Source organism: Arthrobacter sp. NQ4 (assembly GCF_029077345.1).
GTDB lineage: Bacteria > Actinomycetota > Actinomycetes > Actinomycetales > Micrococcaceae > Arthrobacter.
In genome coordinates this window covers 260,976-276,291 of the sequence record NZ_JARETC010000001.1, presented here as the reverse complement: position 1 = coordinate 276,291, position 15,316 = coordinate 260,976, and the positions used below count along the sequence as shown (strand labels likewise).

The 15,316-nt window shown below is 61.9% G+C and carries 17 protein-coding genes; 5 read left to right on the top strand and 12 right to left on the bottom strand.

The window, feature by feature from the left end; translation table 11 throughout:
- Positions 1-34 precede the first annotated feature (34 nt).
- From PUN51_RS01215 to PUN51_RS01180, 8 genes are all read right to left on the bottom strand, one after another.
- The gene (locus PUN51_RS01215; protein ID WP_275179962.1) at positions 35-982 is read right to left on the bottom strand and encodes a type II secretion system F family protein; all 948 of its coding nucleotides are present in this window, start codon (positions 980-982) and stop codon (positions 35-37) included.
- 2 nt (positions 983-984) lie between these two features.
- Entirely contained in the window at positions 985-2,328 is a 1,344-nt protein-coding gene (locus PUN51_RS01210) for a CpaF family protein (RefSeq protein ID WP_374114905.1), read from the bottom strand.
- A gap of 59 nt (positions 2,329-2,387) precedes the next feature.
- Positions 2,388-3,587 (bottom strand): AAA family ATPase, encoded by a 1,200-nt coding sequence (locus tag PUN51_RS01205; protein WP_275179629.1) that lies wholly within the window; start codon positions 3,585-3,587, stop codon positions 2,388-2,390.
- Positions 3,584-4,360: a Flp pilus assembly protein CpaB gene (gene cpaB / locus PUN51_RS01200; protein WP_275179628.1), complete on the bottom strand. Its 777-nt coding sequence runs from the start codon at positions 4,358-4,360 to the stop codon at positions 3,584-3,586. The genes PUN51_RS01205 and cpaB overlap by 4 nt, the downstream gene beginning before the upstream one ends.
- A gap of 18 nt (positions 4,361-4,378) precedes the next feature.
- Positions 4,379-5,404, bottom strand: coding sequence for a pilus assembly protein TadG-related protein (locus PUN51_RS01195; RefSeq protein ID WP_275179627.1), 1,026 nt, complete (start codon positions 5,402-5,404; stop codon positions 4,379-4,381).
- Positions 5,392-5,784 carry a TadE/TadG family type IV pilus assembly protein gene (locus PUN51_RS01190; RefSeq protein WP_275179626.1) on the bottom strand — a complete coding sequence of 131 codons (393 nt, stop codon included), beginning with the start codon at positions 5,782-5,784 and terminating at the stop codon, positions 5,392-5,394. The genes PUN51_RS01195 and PUN51_RS01190 overlap by 13 nt, the downstream gene beginning before the upstream one ends.
- Positions 5,785-5,870: 86 nt before the next feature.
- Positions 5,871-6,068: a Flp family type IVb pilin gene (locus PUN51_RS01185; RefSeq protein ID WP_275179625.1), complete on the bottom strand. Its 198-nt coding sequence runs from the start codon at positions 6,066-6,068 to the stop codon at positions 5,871-5,873.
- Positions 6,069-6,333: 265 nt separating this feature from the next.
- On the bottom strand, positions 6,334-7,032 hold the full coding sequence (locus PUN51_RS01180) for a prepilin peptidase (RefSeq protein ID WP_374114904.1): 699 nt from the start codon (positions 7,030-7,032) through the stop codon (positions 6,334-6,336).
- Between the two features lie 264 nt (positions 7,033-7,296).
- On the opposite strand from PUN51_RS01180, the gene rplM reads away from it, so the two are divergent.
- The 3 genes from rplM to glmM all read left to right on the top strand — a co-directional run bounded on the left by rplM (position 7,297) and on the right by glmM (position 9,830).
- Positions 7,297-7,740, top strand: coding sequence for a 50S ribosomal protein L13 (rplM, locus tag PUN51_RS01175; protein ID WP_015937805.1), 444 nt, complete (start codon positions 7,297-7,299; stop codon positions 7,738-7,740).
- A gap of 38 nt (positions 7,741-7,778) precedes the next feature.
- Positions 7,779-8,282 carry a 30S ribosomal protein S9 gene (rpsI, locus tag PUN51_RS01170; RefSeq protein WP_175316342.1) on the top strand — a complete coding sequence of 168 codons (504 nt, stop codon included), beginning with the start codon at positions 7,779-7,781 and terminating at the stop codon, positions 8,280-8,282.
- 186 nt (positions 8,283-8,468) lie between these two features.
- Positions 8,469-9,830 (top strand): phosphoglucosamine mutase, encoded by a 1,362-nt coding sequence (glmM, locus tag PUN51_RS01165; RefSeq protein WP_224026633.1) that lies wholly within the window; start codon positions 8,469-8,471, stop codon positions 9,828-9,830.
- A 62-nt stretch (positions 9,831-9,892) separates the two neighbouring features.
- On the opposite strand, the gene mscL is transcribed toward glmM, so the two are convergent.
- Genes mscL through coaA form a run of 3 tightly spaced genes read right to left on the bottom strand, consistent with a single transcriptional unit; the run spans position 9,893 to position 12,183 of the window.
- Positions 9,893-10,297, bottom strand: a complete 405-nt coding sequence (gene mscL / locus PUN51_RS01160) for a large conductance mechanosensitive channel protein MscL (RefSeq protein ID WP_224026632.1) — start codon at positions 10,295-10,297, stop codon at positions 9,893-9,895.
- Between the two features lie 24 nt (positions 10,298-10,321).
- The gene (locus PUN51_RS01155; RefSeq protein ID WP_275179624.1) at positions 10,322-11,182 is read right to left on the bottom strand and encodes a M15 family metallopeptidase; all 861 of its coding nucleotides are present in this window, start codon (positions 11,180-11,182) and stop codon (positions 10,322-10,324) included.
- A gap of 5 nt (positions 11,183-11,187) precedes the next feature.
- Entirely contained in the window at positions 11,188-12,183 is a 996-nt protein-coding gene (gene coaA, locus PUN51_RS01150; RefSeq protein WP_201302504.1) for a type I pantothenate kinase, read from the bottom strand.
- Positions 12,184-12,288: 105 nt separating this feature from the next.
- Between coaA and glmS the strand changes: the two genes are divergently transcribed.
- A complete protein-coding gene (gene glmS, locus PUN51_RS01145; RefSeq protein ID WP_275179623.1) occupies positions 12,289-14,181 on the top strand; it encodes a glutamine--fructose-6-phosphate transaminase (isomerizing) in 1,893 nt (630 codons plus the stop codon).
- Between the two features lie 59 nt (positions 14,182-14,240).
- On the opposite strand, the gene PUN51_RS01140 is transcribed toward glmS, so the two are convergent.
- Positions 14,241-14,750, bottom strand: a complete 510-nt coding sequence (locus tag PUN51_RS01140) for a hypothetical protein (RefSeq protein ID WP_224026629.1) — start codon at positions 14,748-14,750, stop codon at positions 14,241-14,243.
- A 214-nt stretch (positions 14,751-14,964) separates the two neighbouring features.
- On the opposite strand from PUN51_RS01140, the gene PUN51_RS01135 reads away from it, so the two are divergent.
- Complete coding sequence (locus PUN51_RS01135; RefSeq protein WP_159631405.1) at positions 14,965-15,312, top strand: holo-ACP synthase; 348 nt, start codon at positions 14,965-14,967, stop codon at positions 15,310-15,312.
- Positions 15,313-15,316: the final 4 nt, after the last annotated feature.

The following is a 15,316-nucleotide window of genomic DNA, read 5'->3' as shown; positions in this document are numbered from 1 at the left end:
TATGCCCCAGGTTATCGGTTGCACTGTTCACCCCTCAAAATTTCAAATCGCTAATTTTGTGGACCCAGATTCCGCCGATCGTCATCATTACGGCAGCGATGCCCAGTAGTATCCAGCCCACGGGATGGCCGGTCAGCTGCCCCATATACTTGGGGTTTGCCAGTCCGATCAGAATGAACAACAGGACTGGGAGTGCCATGAGAATGATGGCGCTTAGTTTGCCTTCTGCACTCAGCGCCTTGACGGTCCCCTTTATCTGAGTCCGCTCACGAATGGTTTCACCGACCTGATCAAATACCTCCGCCAGGTCTCCGCCGACTTCCCGATTGATTTCAATAGCTTGGGCCATCCAACTGAAGTCCTCGCTTCTCATGCGTGCAGAAACTTCATCAAGGGAATCCTGTAGGTCCCGGCCAAGCCGTGTCTCGTTGACGACGCGAGAGAATTCAGTAGCAGTTGGTTCGCTTGCCTCCTGCGCAACTGCATCAATGGCGCGCAGGACGCTGTGCCCCGCTCGTAGGCCACCTGAAATCATCGTGAGGGTCTCGCCGAGCTGCTCTTCGAATGCGGCCCGTCTCCGTTGAACAAGGACCGATAAACCAACTCTGGCAATGACTGGAATTGCCACCAGCATTAGGACGCAAAGGCCAATTCCCTGAAGGATAAGACCGGCGAAGCCGGCAACCGCTGTGGCGGCCGCTACAAGCACCACGAAGTCCGCTTGAGGAAGAGAAACTCCGGCAAGGCTGAGGAGACTGTTCGATTGGAGGGTTGTGCTTCTTTTCCCTGCTAATGCCTTCTCAACAAATTGCACCACCGACGACGCCACACGGCTAATTGCCGTTTGTTCTGGTCCACCGAGAGGGCGTCGCCTGTTCAGCGGTAGTGACCCGTTGGCAGGTTTCAAAACAACGAGTACAGCAGTTGCTAGGGCTGCTCCCAAGAGGGTCACTCCGGCAAGAAAGATTTCTTGACCCGGCATGATCACCGCCTCCCTAACTGAGCCGCGGCGCCAGAGAAAATCCCGGGCGATACAGAGATTCCAACTTCTGCAAAGTGGTCTACGAAACGAGGGCGGATTCCGGTGGAAACAGGTTGGCCGAGGAATCTTCCATTCCGGTCAACCCCTGCGCTGTAGTCGAAGACGAAGGCATCCTGGAGGGTTACCACTTCACCCTCCATTCCTTGAACCTCGGTGATATGGGTGACCCTGCGCGTACCGTCCCGCAACCTCGAAAGGTGAACGATGAGGTTGACCGCGGAAGAAACCTGTTCGCGTATGGCGCGCAATGGCAGGTCCATCCCAGCCATGAGGACCAAGGTCTCCAGCCGGGCGATGGCATCCCTGGGTGAGTTGGCGTGCACCGTTGAGATTGAACCGTCGTGTCCAGTGTTCATAGCCTGCAACATGTCGAGGCTCTCTCCTCCTCGAACCTCGCCTACGACGATGCGGTCGGGACGCATTCGAAGGGAGTTGCGGACCAGTTCTCGGATTGTGACCGCACCCTTGCCTTCAATATTCGGCGGCCTGCTTTCGAGTCTCACCACGTGACTTTGCTGCAGCTGCAACTCGACAGCATCCTCAATGGTGACTATTCGGTCGTCCCCCGGAATGAATGACGACAGCACGTTGAGTAGGGTCGTCTTCCCCGTGCCGGTGCCGCCCGAAACAATGATGTTGAGCTTCGCTCGGACGCAGGCATCGAGGAGTTCCGCCATCTGTGGCGTCAGCGTGCCAAACTCAATGAGATTCTGAACCGTTAGCGGGATTTTGCTGAACTTCCTGATGGTCAGGGAGGAACCATTTACGGCCAACGGGGGAATGATGGCGTTAACGCGCGATCCGTCCTCCAGCCGCGCATCTACCAGAGGCGAAGACTCGTCGATCCGTCGGCCCACCTTGGCAACGATGCGCTCGATGACTTTACGAAGATGCTCCTCGCTGCTGAAGCGACTGTCCGTCAACAGCAACTTGCCATCCCGCTCAACATAGATCTGATCGAGCCTGTTGACCATGATCTCTGTGATTGAAGGGTCGTCCAAGAATCGTTGGAGGGGGCCGTAACCAAGAACGTCATCTCCCACGTCCCTGATTAACCGCCGGCGTTCTTCCGGGGTAAGTGGTACCTGCTCGTCGTCGATGACGGTGCTGAGTTCGTCCCGTGCAATCTTGCGGAGTTCCTCGTCGCTGAGTGAAGAATCAGTGAGCCGGCCGCCGAGCCGTTCAAACAAGGCCTTCCCCGCGCGTTGCTTAAGTCCGGCCAGAGCGTCTACGGGTGCAGCAGTGGCACTTGTTGTCTCAAGTGTAGGGGCGATCGTTTCCTGCATAGGAGCGCCTTGGAGGGGCGCGGGACCACTACGCGCAGCTTGAAGTCGTTCTGCAAGGCTCATGAGATCACCATCCGACGATGTACTTTTCTCTGGGGTTGTGCGCTTCGCTTTGGATCGAAGCGTTCGACGAGCTTTCCGAAGGCTCGTGCGGCCACGTCGCGGGAGGACTCCTGGAGAAGAGGCACACCCTTATTCGTAGAAAACGGGACAGCGCGGGAACGGGGAATGACCGTATCCACTGGAACTCCGATGGTCGCCTCGACATCCTGTATGGTCAGCCCGCTCCTCCGGTCAGCAAAATTAAGCACCACGTGCCTGCCTTGTGGCACAAGCTGCAGCTCGCGCAGGATGGAAAAGCTCGTGTGCAGTCCCCTGATGCTTGGCACGTCCATGCCACACACCCAGACTGCATCCGTGGCTTGTTCCAGAGTGGCCAAGACATGTTCGCCGAGGCCTGGAGTTGTGTCCACGACGACGTACTGGAACTCCGCGGCCATTTGGCTGAGAAGGTGACTGACTGCCTCCCCACTGATGTGATCCGCTTCGCTGGGACTTTGGGGTGCACAGAGTGCGTAGATTCCGCCCGGGTGGACTGTGAGGAAGGCTTTAAGGACCATTGAGTCCTGAAAAGCCGCGCCGCTGACAGCGTCTTTCAAGGTGTGTTCAGGTTCCAGCAGGAGACCGCTTGCGACATCTCCGAATTGGACGTCCAGGTCGACGATTACTACGCCCATGGGGGCGATCTTGCCCAGGCCTATTGCCAAATTGGTGGCCACCGTTGTTTTGCCGACTCCCCCTTTCGGTGACATGACGGCGATGACGCGGCCGGGAGCGCGTTCTGGTCCCGCAGCAGCTACCAGTCCCCGGCGTCTTCCCGCTGAGGCAAGGCACGCACGTTCAAGGAGGATCCGGAGTTGGTCTGTGTCAGCGCTGGGACTGACGATATCCCTGATGCCGGCGCGCATAGCGGTGATTACTTGCTCGGGTTCCCTGTCTTCGACAAGAACCAGACTGATCTCCGGAAACTGGAGATCGAACACGGTCGCGAGTTTGAGGGCATCGTCCTCCGGCAGGCCGGGGCCCAGGATCAACACTTCCGGTGGTTCTCCTGTGAGCCGGTCAAAGAGCTCCTGGGGGCCGCCCAACAAGACTGAGGGCGGCAGCACTTGAACTGAACCGTGAAGAGCTCCGCGAACGGCCTGGGACACCTTCCGCTGGAAATCCTGTGATGCGGTGACGAGAACGAAGCGGCTCATTGCGAGACCTTTCCGAGGGTTATCACGCCTGGGTTGCCGTCCTTGGAGTCACTGTTCTCCTTTGACAGCCAAACTTTCCCAAACTCAGATGCGAACACAATTTGTGTCGCGTCGACGTCTTCCCGAGCCAGGGTTACGTATACCGACCCTGAAGGAAGGGCCGGCCCCTCCGAAGAGGAGTTGGAGTCCTTTTTGGACGTATCGGCAGGGGCTTGCTGGACGCTGGTCACCAGCACCTTTTGGAACGCCAGCTTGGTGAACTCCTTGAAGCCCTTGACGTCGCTCCCGACGGGGGCGCTTCCTGCGGCTGCATCATCGAGTTTGTAAGACGTATAGACGCCAACGGTATCTCCGGCTTTGAGCTGTCCACCCAGGATGCGTTGCGGTTCCAAAAGCAAGGTGAGTTCTTCCATGCCCTTAGGGACCGGTACGGTACCAGGAGCTGCCAGCGTATTGGGGTCTACCAGGCGTGCCGCCAGCAACTGCTCGCCGGGTTCAAGGGAAACAGAGGTGACCTTTCCGGAAAAGTCTGAGAGAGATTTGACAACATCCTTTGGTACTGCGGCGCCTGGAAGAGAAGTCAACTTGACGGATTGGGTCAAATCTGCGACGGGTGTTCCTGCGGGAATTGTCTTTTGAACGACGAGAACTTCAACGGGATCTAGGCCTTGCTGTGCTCGGCTGTCGGCTGCCTGTGCGTAGTTGAACATGAGTACAGATCCGACAATTGCCAATAGCAGTGCTGCTAGGCCCCCCAGCAACCTGGTTTTCACGGGATTCTCCTTTGCTTCCTATTTAGTGAGCTCTACGACGTTTCCGCCGTAATCGGTGGGCCCGCCTACGTCGAACGCCTCATCCAATGCGACGTAGCGCACGAACTTACCGACGATGCCGAGGTCGCTGCTCTTCCAACCACCCGCATCCTTGAATGCTTGTGCAGAGGCGGGCATGTAATGGAACGGGTCTTGATTGGCCAAGTCCCAGCCGGCTATGTCAATGGCCGCAAAAGCTCGGAGGTGAAATTTGGAGCCAGTGCCTGTACCGCTGGTTTGATCGAAAACGGGCAACAAAGCGATTACCTTTTGCCCGGCGATGAGCTTGTCCTTCCAGCCTTGAAGGATGTCACCGCAACCGGTTTCGGGATTATTGCCGGTGTTGCTTGCCACCCAAGGTGATGCAAGGTCAACCTTGACGGTGCAGGTGCCACTAGTAACTAGCCAGCCGAAGCCGCCGGGAATTTCGAGTCCCGAAGCGGCGCTGTGACAGGTATCCTTTTTTCCCGCCCCTGTGCCATGGGAGAGCAGGAACTGCATCGCGCCGTCGCCCGATGTACTGAGATCAACTTCGCATTCGGAAAAGGCAATCGGGAAGATATCTCCGGATTTGGCGCCTCCCCATTTCGCTTCGGCGACCGCGCTGATGTTGGTTGTGTCCGTGCCGAAGATCCTCGCAAAGAAGGTAGAGAAATGAACCCCGGTGGAGTCCTGGGCATTGGTTGTGACCGTGACCTTGCCTGCAGTCTTATCCACCACGGTGGAAGCGACGTTCGTGAGGTTGTCTTTAGCATTCGCATTGGCCAAAGTGCCTGAAAGGGCCGAGCCCGTGACGCACGCAGGGTCAGCCGTGTTCTTAGAACACTTCTGGGCCACCGCCAGGGCAGCAGCGTCCGCTCCGTTCTGTGTCACAGCCTTCTCGGCGTACATTCCGCCGACGTCAACGGCGATGGCGCCGAAGCTCAGGAGCATCACCATCATGACCGCCACCATTACGGCGGTGGCTCCGCGTTCCTTTTCGGAATTCCTGTTCAACCCCCGCATGACATCGTTCCTTTGCCTGTCATGACGATGTTGCCTGTGAACGCGTCGAGGAAACCGGTGACCGTGGTGAGTGTGTAGCTGGTTGTGGCAGTCACCTGCTTTCCGGCGGAACACGTTGTCCCTCCGCCTGTGACAGTAAACGTCGTGGTTACTGAGGCTGGTGCCAATCGGCCGGCAGCATTACTGGCCGCGGTGGCGGCGTCTCCCGTGTTGTTGTGGATGGCCATGTACCGGGCCCCTTCGCGAGCTGCTTGGTTCAGCGACAGTTGTGCGTTGAAGGCCAAGGAGAACTCGATGATGCCAATCAAAATGAGTAGCAGCACCGGAAGTATGAGTGCGAACTCGACGGCGGCAGCGCCCTCTTCGTTCCTCTTGTGCATCTCTCGATCCTTCGTCCTAAAGAACAATGGCGGCTCCCAGATGGCCTGGGAGCCGCCATCAGTTCGGCGAGTTCTGTTGGAGGTTCCTACAGACGCCCAGCGATGCCGTTCTGGAAGAGATCCTGAAGCTGGGTACCGACGGCAGTGATGCCGACGATTGCGGCGATAACGATGAGTGCAACCATCAAGCCATACTCGACGGCAGTTGCACCCTTTTCCTCGGTCTTCAGGCGATCCGTGATGCCGGCGATGAAAGCAGTCATTGAGACCATGAGAGAAGTCATTGTATTTTCCTTTAATTCGGTGAAATTGAGCTATTTGATTTCAACGAATTTCCAGCTGCCCCCATAAATCTTTAGCGGCTGGACTTCGCTAATAAGAGATTGTCACTGAGGGCTGGGGGCAACAATGCGTAGTGGTACTCGACTTTTTGGAAGAGTGCCAAAAGCACGTACTCGAATGAAGCGGGCAGTACTCAGTCGGTGTTTTCAAGAACGCGGCGGACTACTTGGTAGGGCCGCAGAGGGCGTGCGGAAGAGGCTTGGCGCCTTATTGGCCGATGAAGATCGTGACGGCCGCGAGGGCGCCGAGCATCGAGGGGCCGTGGGGTACTTCGGTGGCTTTATTCCGGCTTTTTCGGCTGAGCACAAGCACGGTGACGACCCCATTCAGGGCGAAGCCGATGAGCCCCCCATAGAGGAGGTGGCCCCAACCTAGGTACCCCAGGTAAAGGCCGACGGGTGCTGCGAGCTTCACGTCGCCCATTCCGATGCCGCCGGGGGAAATAAGTCCCAAAATCAGATAACCAGCAAACAATATGAGGGCGCCCAGGGCTGCGCGGAGCAGATCGTCAGATTGCTTACCAAATAGTCCCGGCAATAAGAACAGCAAAAGACCGCCGGCGAGCAGCGTTAGGACGAGGGGGTTTGGCAGCAGGTGGAGTGCTATGTCGATCCTTGCCAGCTGAACGCCCAGTACGGAAAGTAAAAGGAAGGCTGGAAGGCTCAATGCGTTGCCGAAATGCGCGGCAAAGGCCGCGCATGCGATGCCGGTGAGCGCCGCCGTCGTAATTCTTGCGTGCAGTCCCGGCGTCTCGCCGAGCCTCGGAAGAAGCTTCGCAATCAGGAGTTCGGCGATGGGGGAGAGGCTGCCTCCCAGGACCCCGGCGCCAACTACTAGCAGTGCGCTGGTGGGATCCCCGTACGCCGCTGACAACACTGCATCCCCCTGCATTGATTGGACCGGCATGGCCCCAGTGGCCGTCGGCTACCTCATTTTGACCCCGAACCACCTGACGCGCTAATCTTGGTAGTCGTTGTGCGTGTCCTATTCCGATGGTGCGTGCCCGCTTGAGAATCCGGTTGCAGGATAACTACTCAACGTGCACATTCGGAACTTCAGGATGACTGGTTACATGGAGCCCTCACCTCTGTTCCGGTAGCGCGCAGACAGTAGGTGCGCGAGCTAGCGACACCTAAACAAGAACGCCAGAACAAGAACGAGGCAAACACCGTGCGTACGTACACCCCGAAGCCCGGCGATATCAACCGCCAGTGGCACGTCATTGACGCCACCGACGTTGTCCTTGGTCGTCTTGCAAGCCAGACCGCAATCCTGCTGCGCGGCAAGCACAAGGCCACTTTCGCATCCCACATGGACATGGGCGACTTTGTCATCATCATCAACGCCGAGAAGGTAGCCCTGACCGGCGCCAAGCTGGAGCAGAAGCGCGCATACCGCCACTCCGGCTACCCGGGCGGCCTGACTTCCGTCAACTACGCGGAACTGCTGGAAAGCAACCCGGTTCGCGCCGTTGAGAAGGCCATCAAGGGCATGCTCCCCAAGAACTCCCTCGCTGCCCAGCAGCTGGGCAAGCTGAAGGTGTACCGCGGTGCCGAGCACCCGCACGCCGCCCAGCAGCCCAAGACTTTCGAAATCACCCAGGTCGCCCAGTAGTCCTGGCCACCAAACAACTTATCTATACAAGGAGAATCGTGGCTCAGAACGAAGAGACCACCGAGGCTGTAGAGGCCGAGGAAAACCTGACCAGTTACACCTCTGAAAGCTCAGCTGCCGAAGCTGCGCCGAAGAAGGAGCGCCCGGCCCTGACCGTTGCCGGCGCAGCTGTTGGCCGCCGCAAGGAAGCCGTTGCACGCGTCCGCGTTGTGCCCGGCTCCGGCAAGTGGACCATTAACGGCCGCGAGCTGGCGAACTACTTCCCGAACAAGCTGCACCAGCAGGACGTCAACGAGCCCTTCAAGATCCTTGATCTCGAAGGCGCCTACGACGTCATTGCCCGCATCCACGGTGGCGGCATCTCCGGCCAAGCCGGCGCCCTGCGCCTCGGCATCGCCCGTTCGCTGAACGAGATCGACGTCGAGAACAACCGCCCGACGCTGAAGAAGGCCGGTTACCTGTCCCGCGACGCCCGTGTCATCGAGCGTAAGAAGGCCGGTCTCAAGAAGGCCCGTAAGGCTCAGCAGTACTCCAAGCGCTAAATCCGTTTGCTCAGAAGCCCGTCCCACCGGTGGTGGGGCGGGCTTCTGCCGTTAAGCGAGACCGCCATCATTCCCGTGTGCCCTCGTGTGCCCTCGTGTCCCCGCAGGACGGACGTATAAATGACAGAAACAAGCCGCTGGCCAGCCGTTTCGAGGCGCAGCAACACCATCCTCTACACTTGACCGGTGTCTAGATTATTTGGAACTGATGGTGTCCGGGGGCTGGCCAATGGCCTGCTGACAGCAGAGCTGGCCCTGCAGCTGGCCCAGGCGGCCGCCGTCGTGCTTGGTCACGACCGCAACTCCAACGGCTCCCGGCCCCGCGCCGTGCTGGCCCGGGACCCGCGCGCCAGCGGTGAATTCATCGCCGCGGCCGTGGAAGCCGGGCTCTCCAGCTCCGGCATCGACGTCTATGACGCCGGCGTCCTGCCGACCCCCGCCGCCGCCTACCTGGTAGCGGACCTGGACGCCGACTTCGGCGTGATGATCTCCGCCTCCCACAACCCGGCGCCGGACAACGGCATCAAGTTCTTCGCCCGCGGTGGCCAGAAGCTGCCCGACGAGGTGGAAGATGCCATCGAGGCCCAGATGAGCAAGGAAGCCGTCCGCCCCACCGGGCCCGACGTCGGCCGCATCCAGCGTTTCTCCGACGCAGAGGACCGCTACATCGTCCACCTGCTCCGCACCCTCCCGCACCGCCTGGACGGCCTCACCGTGGTGCTGGACTGCGCCAACGGTGCCGCCAGCGGCTGCTCGCCCCAGCTCTTCAAGGACGCCGGCGCCGACGTCATCGTTATCGGCGCCGACCCTGACGGCCTGAACATCAACGACGGCGTGGGCTCCACGCACCTGGGCCCCCTCAAGGAGGCCGTGGTCAAGTACGGCGCGAACCTGGGCATCGCCCACGATGGCGACGCCGACCGCTGCCTGGCCGTGGACCACGAGGGCAATGAGGTGGACGGTGACCAGATCATGGCTATCCTCGCCATCGCGCTCAAGAAATCCGGCAAGCTCAAGGACGACGTCCTGGTGGCCACCGTCATGAGCAACCTCGGCCTGAAGCTCGCCCTCCGCGACGCCGGCATCACCATCCTGGAAACCGCGGTGGGGGACCGTTACGTCCTGGAAGGCATGCGCGACGGCGGCTACAACCTGGGCGGCGAACAGTCCGGCCACGTGATCTTCTCCGACCACGCCACCACCGGCGACGGCCTCCTCACTGGACTTCAGCTGGCCGCGCAGGTGGCCTTGACCGGCAAGCCGCTCAAGGAACTCGCCACGGTCATGACCAAGCTCCCGCAGGTGCTCATCAACGTCAAGGGTGTCGACCGCAGCCGCGTGGGCAGCAGCGACGTCCTGGCCCAGGCCGTGGCAGCGGCGGAAGCCGCCCTCGGAGATACCGGCCGTGTCCTGCTCCGTCCCTCCGGCACCGAGCCGGTGGTCCGCGTGATGGTGGAAGCCGCCGACGAAGAGACTGCCCAGTCCATCGCCGAACACCTGGCCCAGGTGGTCCGGACCGAACTCGCACTGGAACTCGCCTCAAACTAGGCACAGCAAGAAAAGTGGCCCGCCTCCCAGCAGGGAGACGGGCCACTTGCGTTTGGGAAAAATTAGAGCGCGCGCTCCTTCAGCGCATCCCGGATTTCGGTCAGCAGCGCAACCTGCGGGTCCTCGGCGGCATCCTTCTTGACGTCCTTGTTGATCCCCAGCCGGCGGTTGCGGCGCTCGATCATCATGTTCATCGGCATCACCACCACAAAGTAGATGGCCGCCGCGATCAGCAGGAAGTTCACCACCGCGGTCAGCAGCACCCCGAATTCGATGGCATTGCCGTTCAGCTCCACCTTGGCAAAGCTGTCGAAGTTGGGCGCACCCACCAGGCCCGAAATGAACGGCATGAGCACCTTGTTCACCAGCGCCGTGACAACAGCTCCGAAGGCAGTACCCATGACAACGGCGACGGCAAGGTCAACCACGTTGCCCTTCATGATGAAGTTCTTGAATCCACTAAGCATGGAAACCAACCTAGCGCACGGGCGTTACAGGTATGCCGGTGCCGCCTCCAAGCCGAAGTATTCCTCCAGCGTGCCGATGCCGCGGTTCAGCATGTCCGTGGCCGCCTCCACGCCTACGTACCGCAGGTGCCACGGCTCGTAGTAGTACCCCGTGATGGGGTGCAGCATCCACGGGTAGCGCACCACGAATCCGAACCGGTGCCCGTTCGCTTTCGCCCACGTGGCGGCAGGCTGCTCCGCGAAGCACGGCTGGAAGCTGCAGGCACCTCCGCCGTCCCCCATGTCGAACGCCCACCCGGTCTGGTGCTCCGAGTGGCCGGGCCGCGCACTGGCGGTGTCGGCGTCGGCCTGCCCCCGCGCCGCGACATACCCGTTGTACGTGGTCACCTGCGTGCTGTATGAGCGGTAGCCGCTGGCCAGGACCATCGTCACACCGTCCCGCGCGGCCGCCGCGAACATCGCCTCGGCCGCTGCCGCCGTGGTGCTGTTCAGCAGCGACGCCTCACCAGCGGCCGAGATCGCGACGGCGGGACGCACCAAGTCAGCCGGCACATAGTCCGCCGGCTTCAGCGCCCGGTGCTTGTTCACGATGACCCAGGGGCTCGCCGGATCATCGAGCGAAAACTGCCGCGCCAAGGCCGCCGACGGCGACGGTGTGGGGGCCGGCGCCTCAGGCGGCTGGCCCACTGTGGCCGCGTCCGCCGTCGGGCCCGCTGACGCGGTAGCGGCCACAGGGGAGGGGGAAGGGGAAGGGGCAGCGGACGACGACGGCGCCGCCGCCTTGGGTGCCTCCGGTGTGCAGGCAGCCAGGACGGTCAGCCCGGCCCCCGCCGCGAGGAAGCGCGTGAAGCTGCGCCGGCTGGCGGACCCGCATTGGTAGCACACCTGTGCTACACCTTCCGGAGCAGCATGCGGCGGATGGAGTGGTCCGCCTCTTTGGTCAGCACCAGCTGGGCCCGGCCGCGGGTGGGCAGCACGTTCTCCTCCAGGTTGGGCTCGTTAATCCGCTTCCAGATGTCCCTGGCGGTGTTCTCCGCCTCTTCATCGGACAGCGTGGCGTAGCGGTGGAAGTAGGACTCCGGCTGCGCGAACGCGGTGCTGCGCAGCTTCCGGAACCGGTCCACGTACCACTCCTCGATGTAGGAGGTCTTGGCGTCCACGTAGATGGAGAAGTCAAAGAAATCGCTCAGGGCCAGGCCCTGGCGGCCGTCATGCCGGGGGCGGGCAGGCGCCAGCACGTTCAGGCCCTCAACGATCAGCACGTCCGGACGGCGGACCACCACTTCCTTGCCGGGCACAATGTCGTACGTGACGTGGGAGTACCAGGGCGCGCGCACTTCCTCGGCACCGCCCTTGATCTCGCTCACGAAGCGTAGGAGCGCCCGCCGGTCATAGGACTCCGGGAAACCCTTCCGGTCCAGCAGTTGACGGCGTTTGAGCTCGGCCAGGGGGTAGAGGAACCCGTCGGTGGTGATGAGCTCCACGTTGGGGGTGCCCGGCCAGCGGCGAAGCATCTCCCGCAGCACGCGGGCGATGGTGGACTTGCCAACGGCAACAGAGCCGGCGACGCCGATCACGAACGGGGTGCGCTGGGTCTGCTCGCCCAGGAACGTGGTGGTGGCCGCGTGCAGCTGCCCGGCAGCCTCCACGTACAGGTGCAGGAGCCGTGAGAGCGGCAGGTAGACATCCCTGACTTCCTTGATGTCCAGGGGGTCGCCAAGCCCGCGAAGGCGCAGCACATCCTCTTCATTAAGGGGCTGTTCCATCTGGGCTGCGAGCCGGGACCAGGTATGCCTGTCCAGCTCCACGAACGGCGAGGCACCCTCCCCGTTCGCTTCATTGCGTTGCGAAGTCACGCTAAAGATTCTGCCCCGCTCCCGGCCCATCGCGAAATGACACCCCTGTTCAGTGCGGCGGCACCCGTCACGGAGGCGCCGCCCGGAGGCCTCCCGGTTTAGAGCAAGTGGCACGCTGCCGATAGTCTTGTGCCTATGTGTGGAATCGTGGGATACGTAGGCCGTTCGGTTGACGGTGCAATTAATGGTCACAGTGCGTTGGATGTTGTCCTGGAGGGGCTGCGGCGCCTGGAGTACCGCGGTTATGACTCTGCCGGTGTGGCTGTGGTGTCCCAGGGGGCTATCGAGTCGCGGAAGAAGTCCGGGAAGCTGAGCAACCTGATTGGTGAGCTGGAGGCCCGGCCGTTGCCGGAGACCCTGACCGGTATTGGCCACACGCGGTGGGCGACGCACGGCGGCCCGACGGACCGCAACGCGCACCCGCACCTGGCTGACGGCGGCAAGCTCGCCGTGATCCACAACGGCATCATTGAAAACTTCGCCGAGCTCAAGCTTGAGCTGCTGGAGAAGGGTGTGACGTTCCTGTCCGAGACGGACACGGAGGTCGCCGCGGCGCTGCTGGCGGACATCCTGCGGAACAAGCTGGGCGGGGATACCGCCAACGGTGGCCTGACCCGGGCCATGGAGCTGGCATGCCAGCGCCTTGAGGGTGCTTTCACGCTGCTGGCCGTGCACGCGGACCAGCCTGACGTCGTCGTGGCCGCGCGCCGTAACTCACCGCTGGTGGTGGGCCTGGGCGAGGGGGAGAACTTCCTGGGCTCGGACGTGTCCGGGTTCATCGATTACACCCGCCGCGCGGTGGAGCTGGGCCAGGACCAGATCGTCACGATCACCGCTGACACCGTCACGATCACCGATTTCTTCGGCAACCCGGCCCAGGGCAAGGAATACCACGTGGACTGGGATCCGGCCTCGGCGGAAAAGGGCGGCTTCTCCTCGTTCATGGAGAAGGAAATCAATGACCAGCCCGACGCCGTCGCCCAGACCCTGCTGGGCCGGTCGGACTTGGACGGCAAGCTGACCCTGGATGAGCTGCGGATCGACCCGGAGCTGCTGAAGCAGGTCAACAAGATCATCGTGCTGGCCTGCGGCACCGCCGCCTACGCGGGCATGGTGGCCAAGTACGCCATCGAGAACTGGTGCCGGATCCCCACCGAGGTGGAGCTCGCCCACGAGTTCCGTTACCGGGACCCGATCCTGGACGAGAAGACCCTGGTGGTCTCCATCTCCCAGTCCGGGGAGACCATGGACACCCTGATGGCCGTCCGGTACGCCCGGGAACAGGGCGCGAAGACCATCTCGATCTGCAACACCAACGGCTCCACCATCCCGCGCGAATCCGACGCCGTGCTCTACACGCACGCCGGCCCGGAGATCGCCGTGGCCTCAACCAAGGCGTTCCTGGCCCAGATCACGGCCGCGTACCTGCTGGGCCTGTACCTGGCGCAGCTGCGCGGGAACATCTTCTCGGGCCAGATCAAGGACGTCCTGGCGGACCTGAACAAGATCCCCGCGAAGATCCAGAAGATCCTGGACAACGCCGGCCCGCTGCGCGAGCTGGCCCGGTCCATGGCCAACGAGAAGTCCGTGCTGTTCCTGGGCCGGCACGTGGGCTACCCCGTGGCCCTCGAAGGCGCTTTGAAGCTCAAGGAAATCGCGTACATCCACGCCGAAGGCTTCGCCGCCGGTGAGCTCAAGCACGGCCCCATCGCCCTGATCGATGAAGGCCAGCCCGTGTTCGTCGTCGTCCCGTCCCCGCGCGGGCGTGACTCGCTGCACGCCAAGGTGGTCTCCAACATCCAGGAAGTCCGCGCCCGCGGCGCCCGCACCCTGGTCATCGCCGAGGAAGGCGACGAAGCCGTGAAGGCTTACGCCGAGTACGTCTTCTACGTCCCCGAGACCCCCACCCTGCTGATGCCCCTGCTGACTACCGTCCCGCTGCAGATCTTCGCCGCGGAACTCGCCGCAGCCAAGGGCTACGACGTGGACCAGCCCCGCAACCTCGCCAAGAGCGTCACCGTCGAATAAGCGGAATATCGCAGGACAGCTGAAGCCCCGGGCCCCACGGCCCGGGGCTTCTGTTTTGCCTACCGGTTCTTGATGCTGCTTAGCCGGAACTGGATGATCCGTTCCGGGTCGTCCCGTGCCAACTTCAGCACCCGAACCTCAACGTCATAGCCGTCCAACACTCCGGCTGCGCTGCAGGCCATATACATTCCGGTGACGTTCGGAGGAAGGGGAGACGTTTCACAGTCCCCGTCCACTTTCCCGTCCAGCCCCGCCGCCACGGTTAGTTGGCGGATATCGGCGGGACTAGGGGGTTGCTGGGTCCTGTACTGGCGCCACATGCTGTCACAGGGCACAGCGACGGGGACGCAGAAGAAACCGCCGCTGACGTTTTCACCATCCGGTTTCCACCCGGCCAACGGGTGAAGCCTGTCGGCGAGGGACACCATCCGGGCCGTTCCCATTACATACGACGCCTGAAACAGAAGAAGCGGAGCAGCGATGACGGCGAGTGCGATCAGGACTCCTTTGAAAACCCTTCGCCAAGGTCTTCTCCTCCGTGGCGGCCGGGAGCCTGTCGAGTTGTCCATAGGGCATTATCTCCAGCGAATGGAAAAACAGTAATACCTGGGACCGAGCGGATTTGCGTAACTTTTGGCCCGCCCTGGCCACCGAAGCCCCGGGATGTCGGAGTGCGCTCCGCACGGTCAGCCTGAAAGTCACGCTTTTCCGCTGATGGCGGACAGCCCGAATGACCGGCGCGCGCCGGCTTCCCGCAGGGGGCCTCGCCGTAGAATGGCACCCATGATCGTTGGCATTGGGGTAGACGTAGTAGACATCGAGCGGTTCGGCCGCCAGCTGGAACGGACGCCGGGCCTGAGGGACCGCCTGTTCGTGCCCGCGGAACGCGAGCTGAACACCCGCTCCCTCGCTGCCCGGTTCGCCGCCAAGGAAGCGGTGGCCAAGGTCCTCGGCGCGCCCGCCGGCATGAACTGGCAGGACTGCTGGATCGGCCTTGACCGGAACGGGCCCACCGTCCAGGTGAAGGGCACCGTCCTTGCGGTAGCCGAGGCCAAGGGCGTCAAGCGCTGGCACCTGTCCATCAGCCACGACGGCGGCATCGCCACCGCCACGGTGCTGGCCGAGGGCTGACCAG

Bases quoted from the DNA above. Each gene is read 5' to 3' on its own strand.
- PUN51_RS01215 (WP_275179962.1), bottom strand. From the start codon at position 982: ATGCCGGGTCAAGAAATCTTTCTTGCCGGAGTGACCCTCTTGGGAGCA.
- PUN51_RS01210 (WP_374114905.1), bottom strand. From the start codon at position 2,328: ATGCAGGAAACGATCGCCCCTACACTTGAGACAACAAGTGCCACTGCT.
- PUN51_RS01205 (WP_275179629.1), bottom strand. From the start codon at position 3,587: ATGAGCCGCTTCGTTCTCGTCACCGCATCACAGGATTTCCAGCGGAAG.
- PUN51_RS01195 (WP_275179627.1), bottom strand. From the start codon at position 5,404: ATGCGGGGGTTGAACAGGAATTCCGAAAAGGAACGCGGAGCCACCGCC.
- PUN51_RS01190 (WP_275179626.1), bottom strand. From the start codon at position 5,784: ATGCACAAGAGGAACGAAGAGGGCGCTGCCGCCGTCGAGTTCGCACTC.
- PUN51_RS01185 (WP_275179625.1), bottom strand. From the start codon at position 6,068: ATGACTTCTCTCATGGTCTCAATGACTGCTTTCATCGCCGGCATCACG.
- PUN51_RS01180 (WP_374114904.1), bottom strand. From the start codon at position 7,032: ATGCCGGTCCAATCAATGCAGGGGGATGCAGTGTTGTCAGCGGCGTAC.
- mscL (WP_224026632.1), bottom strand. From the start codon at position 10,297: ATGCTTAGTGGATTCAAGAACTTCATCATGAAGGGCAACGTGGTTGAC.
- coaA (WP_201302504.1), bottom strand. From the start codon at position 12,183: ATGGGCCGGGAGCGGGGCAGAATCTTTAGCGTGACTTCGCAACGCAAT.
- glmS (WP_275179623.1), top strand. From the start codon at position 12,289: ATGTGTGGAATCGTGGGATACGTAGGCCGTTCGGTTGACGGTGCAATT.
- PUN51_RS01140 (WP_224026629.1), bottom strand. From the start codon at position 14,750: ATGGACAACTCGACAGGCTCCCGGCCGCCACGGAGGAGAAGACCTTGG.
- PUN51_RS01135 (WP_159631405.1), top strand. From the start codon at position 14,965: ATGATCGTTGGCATTGGGGTAGACGTAGTAGACATCGAGCGGTTCGGC.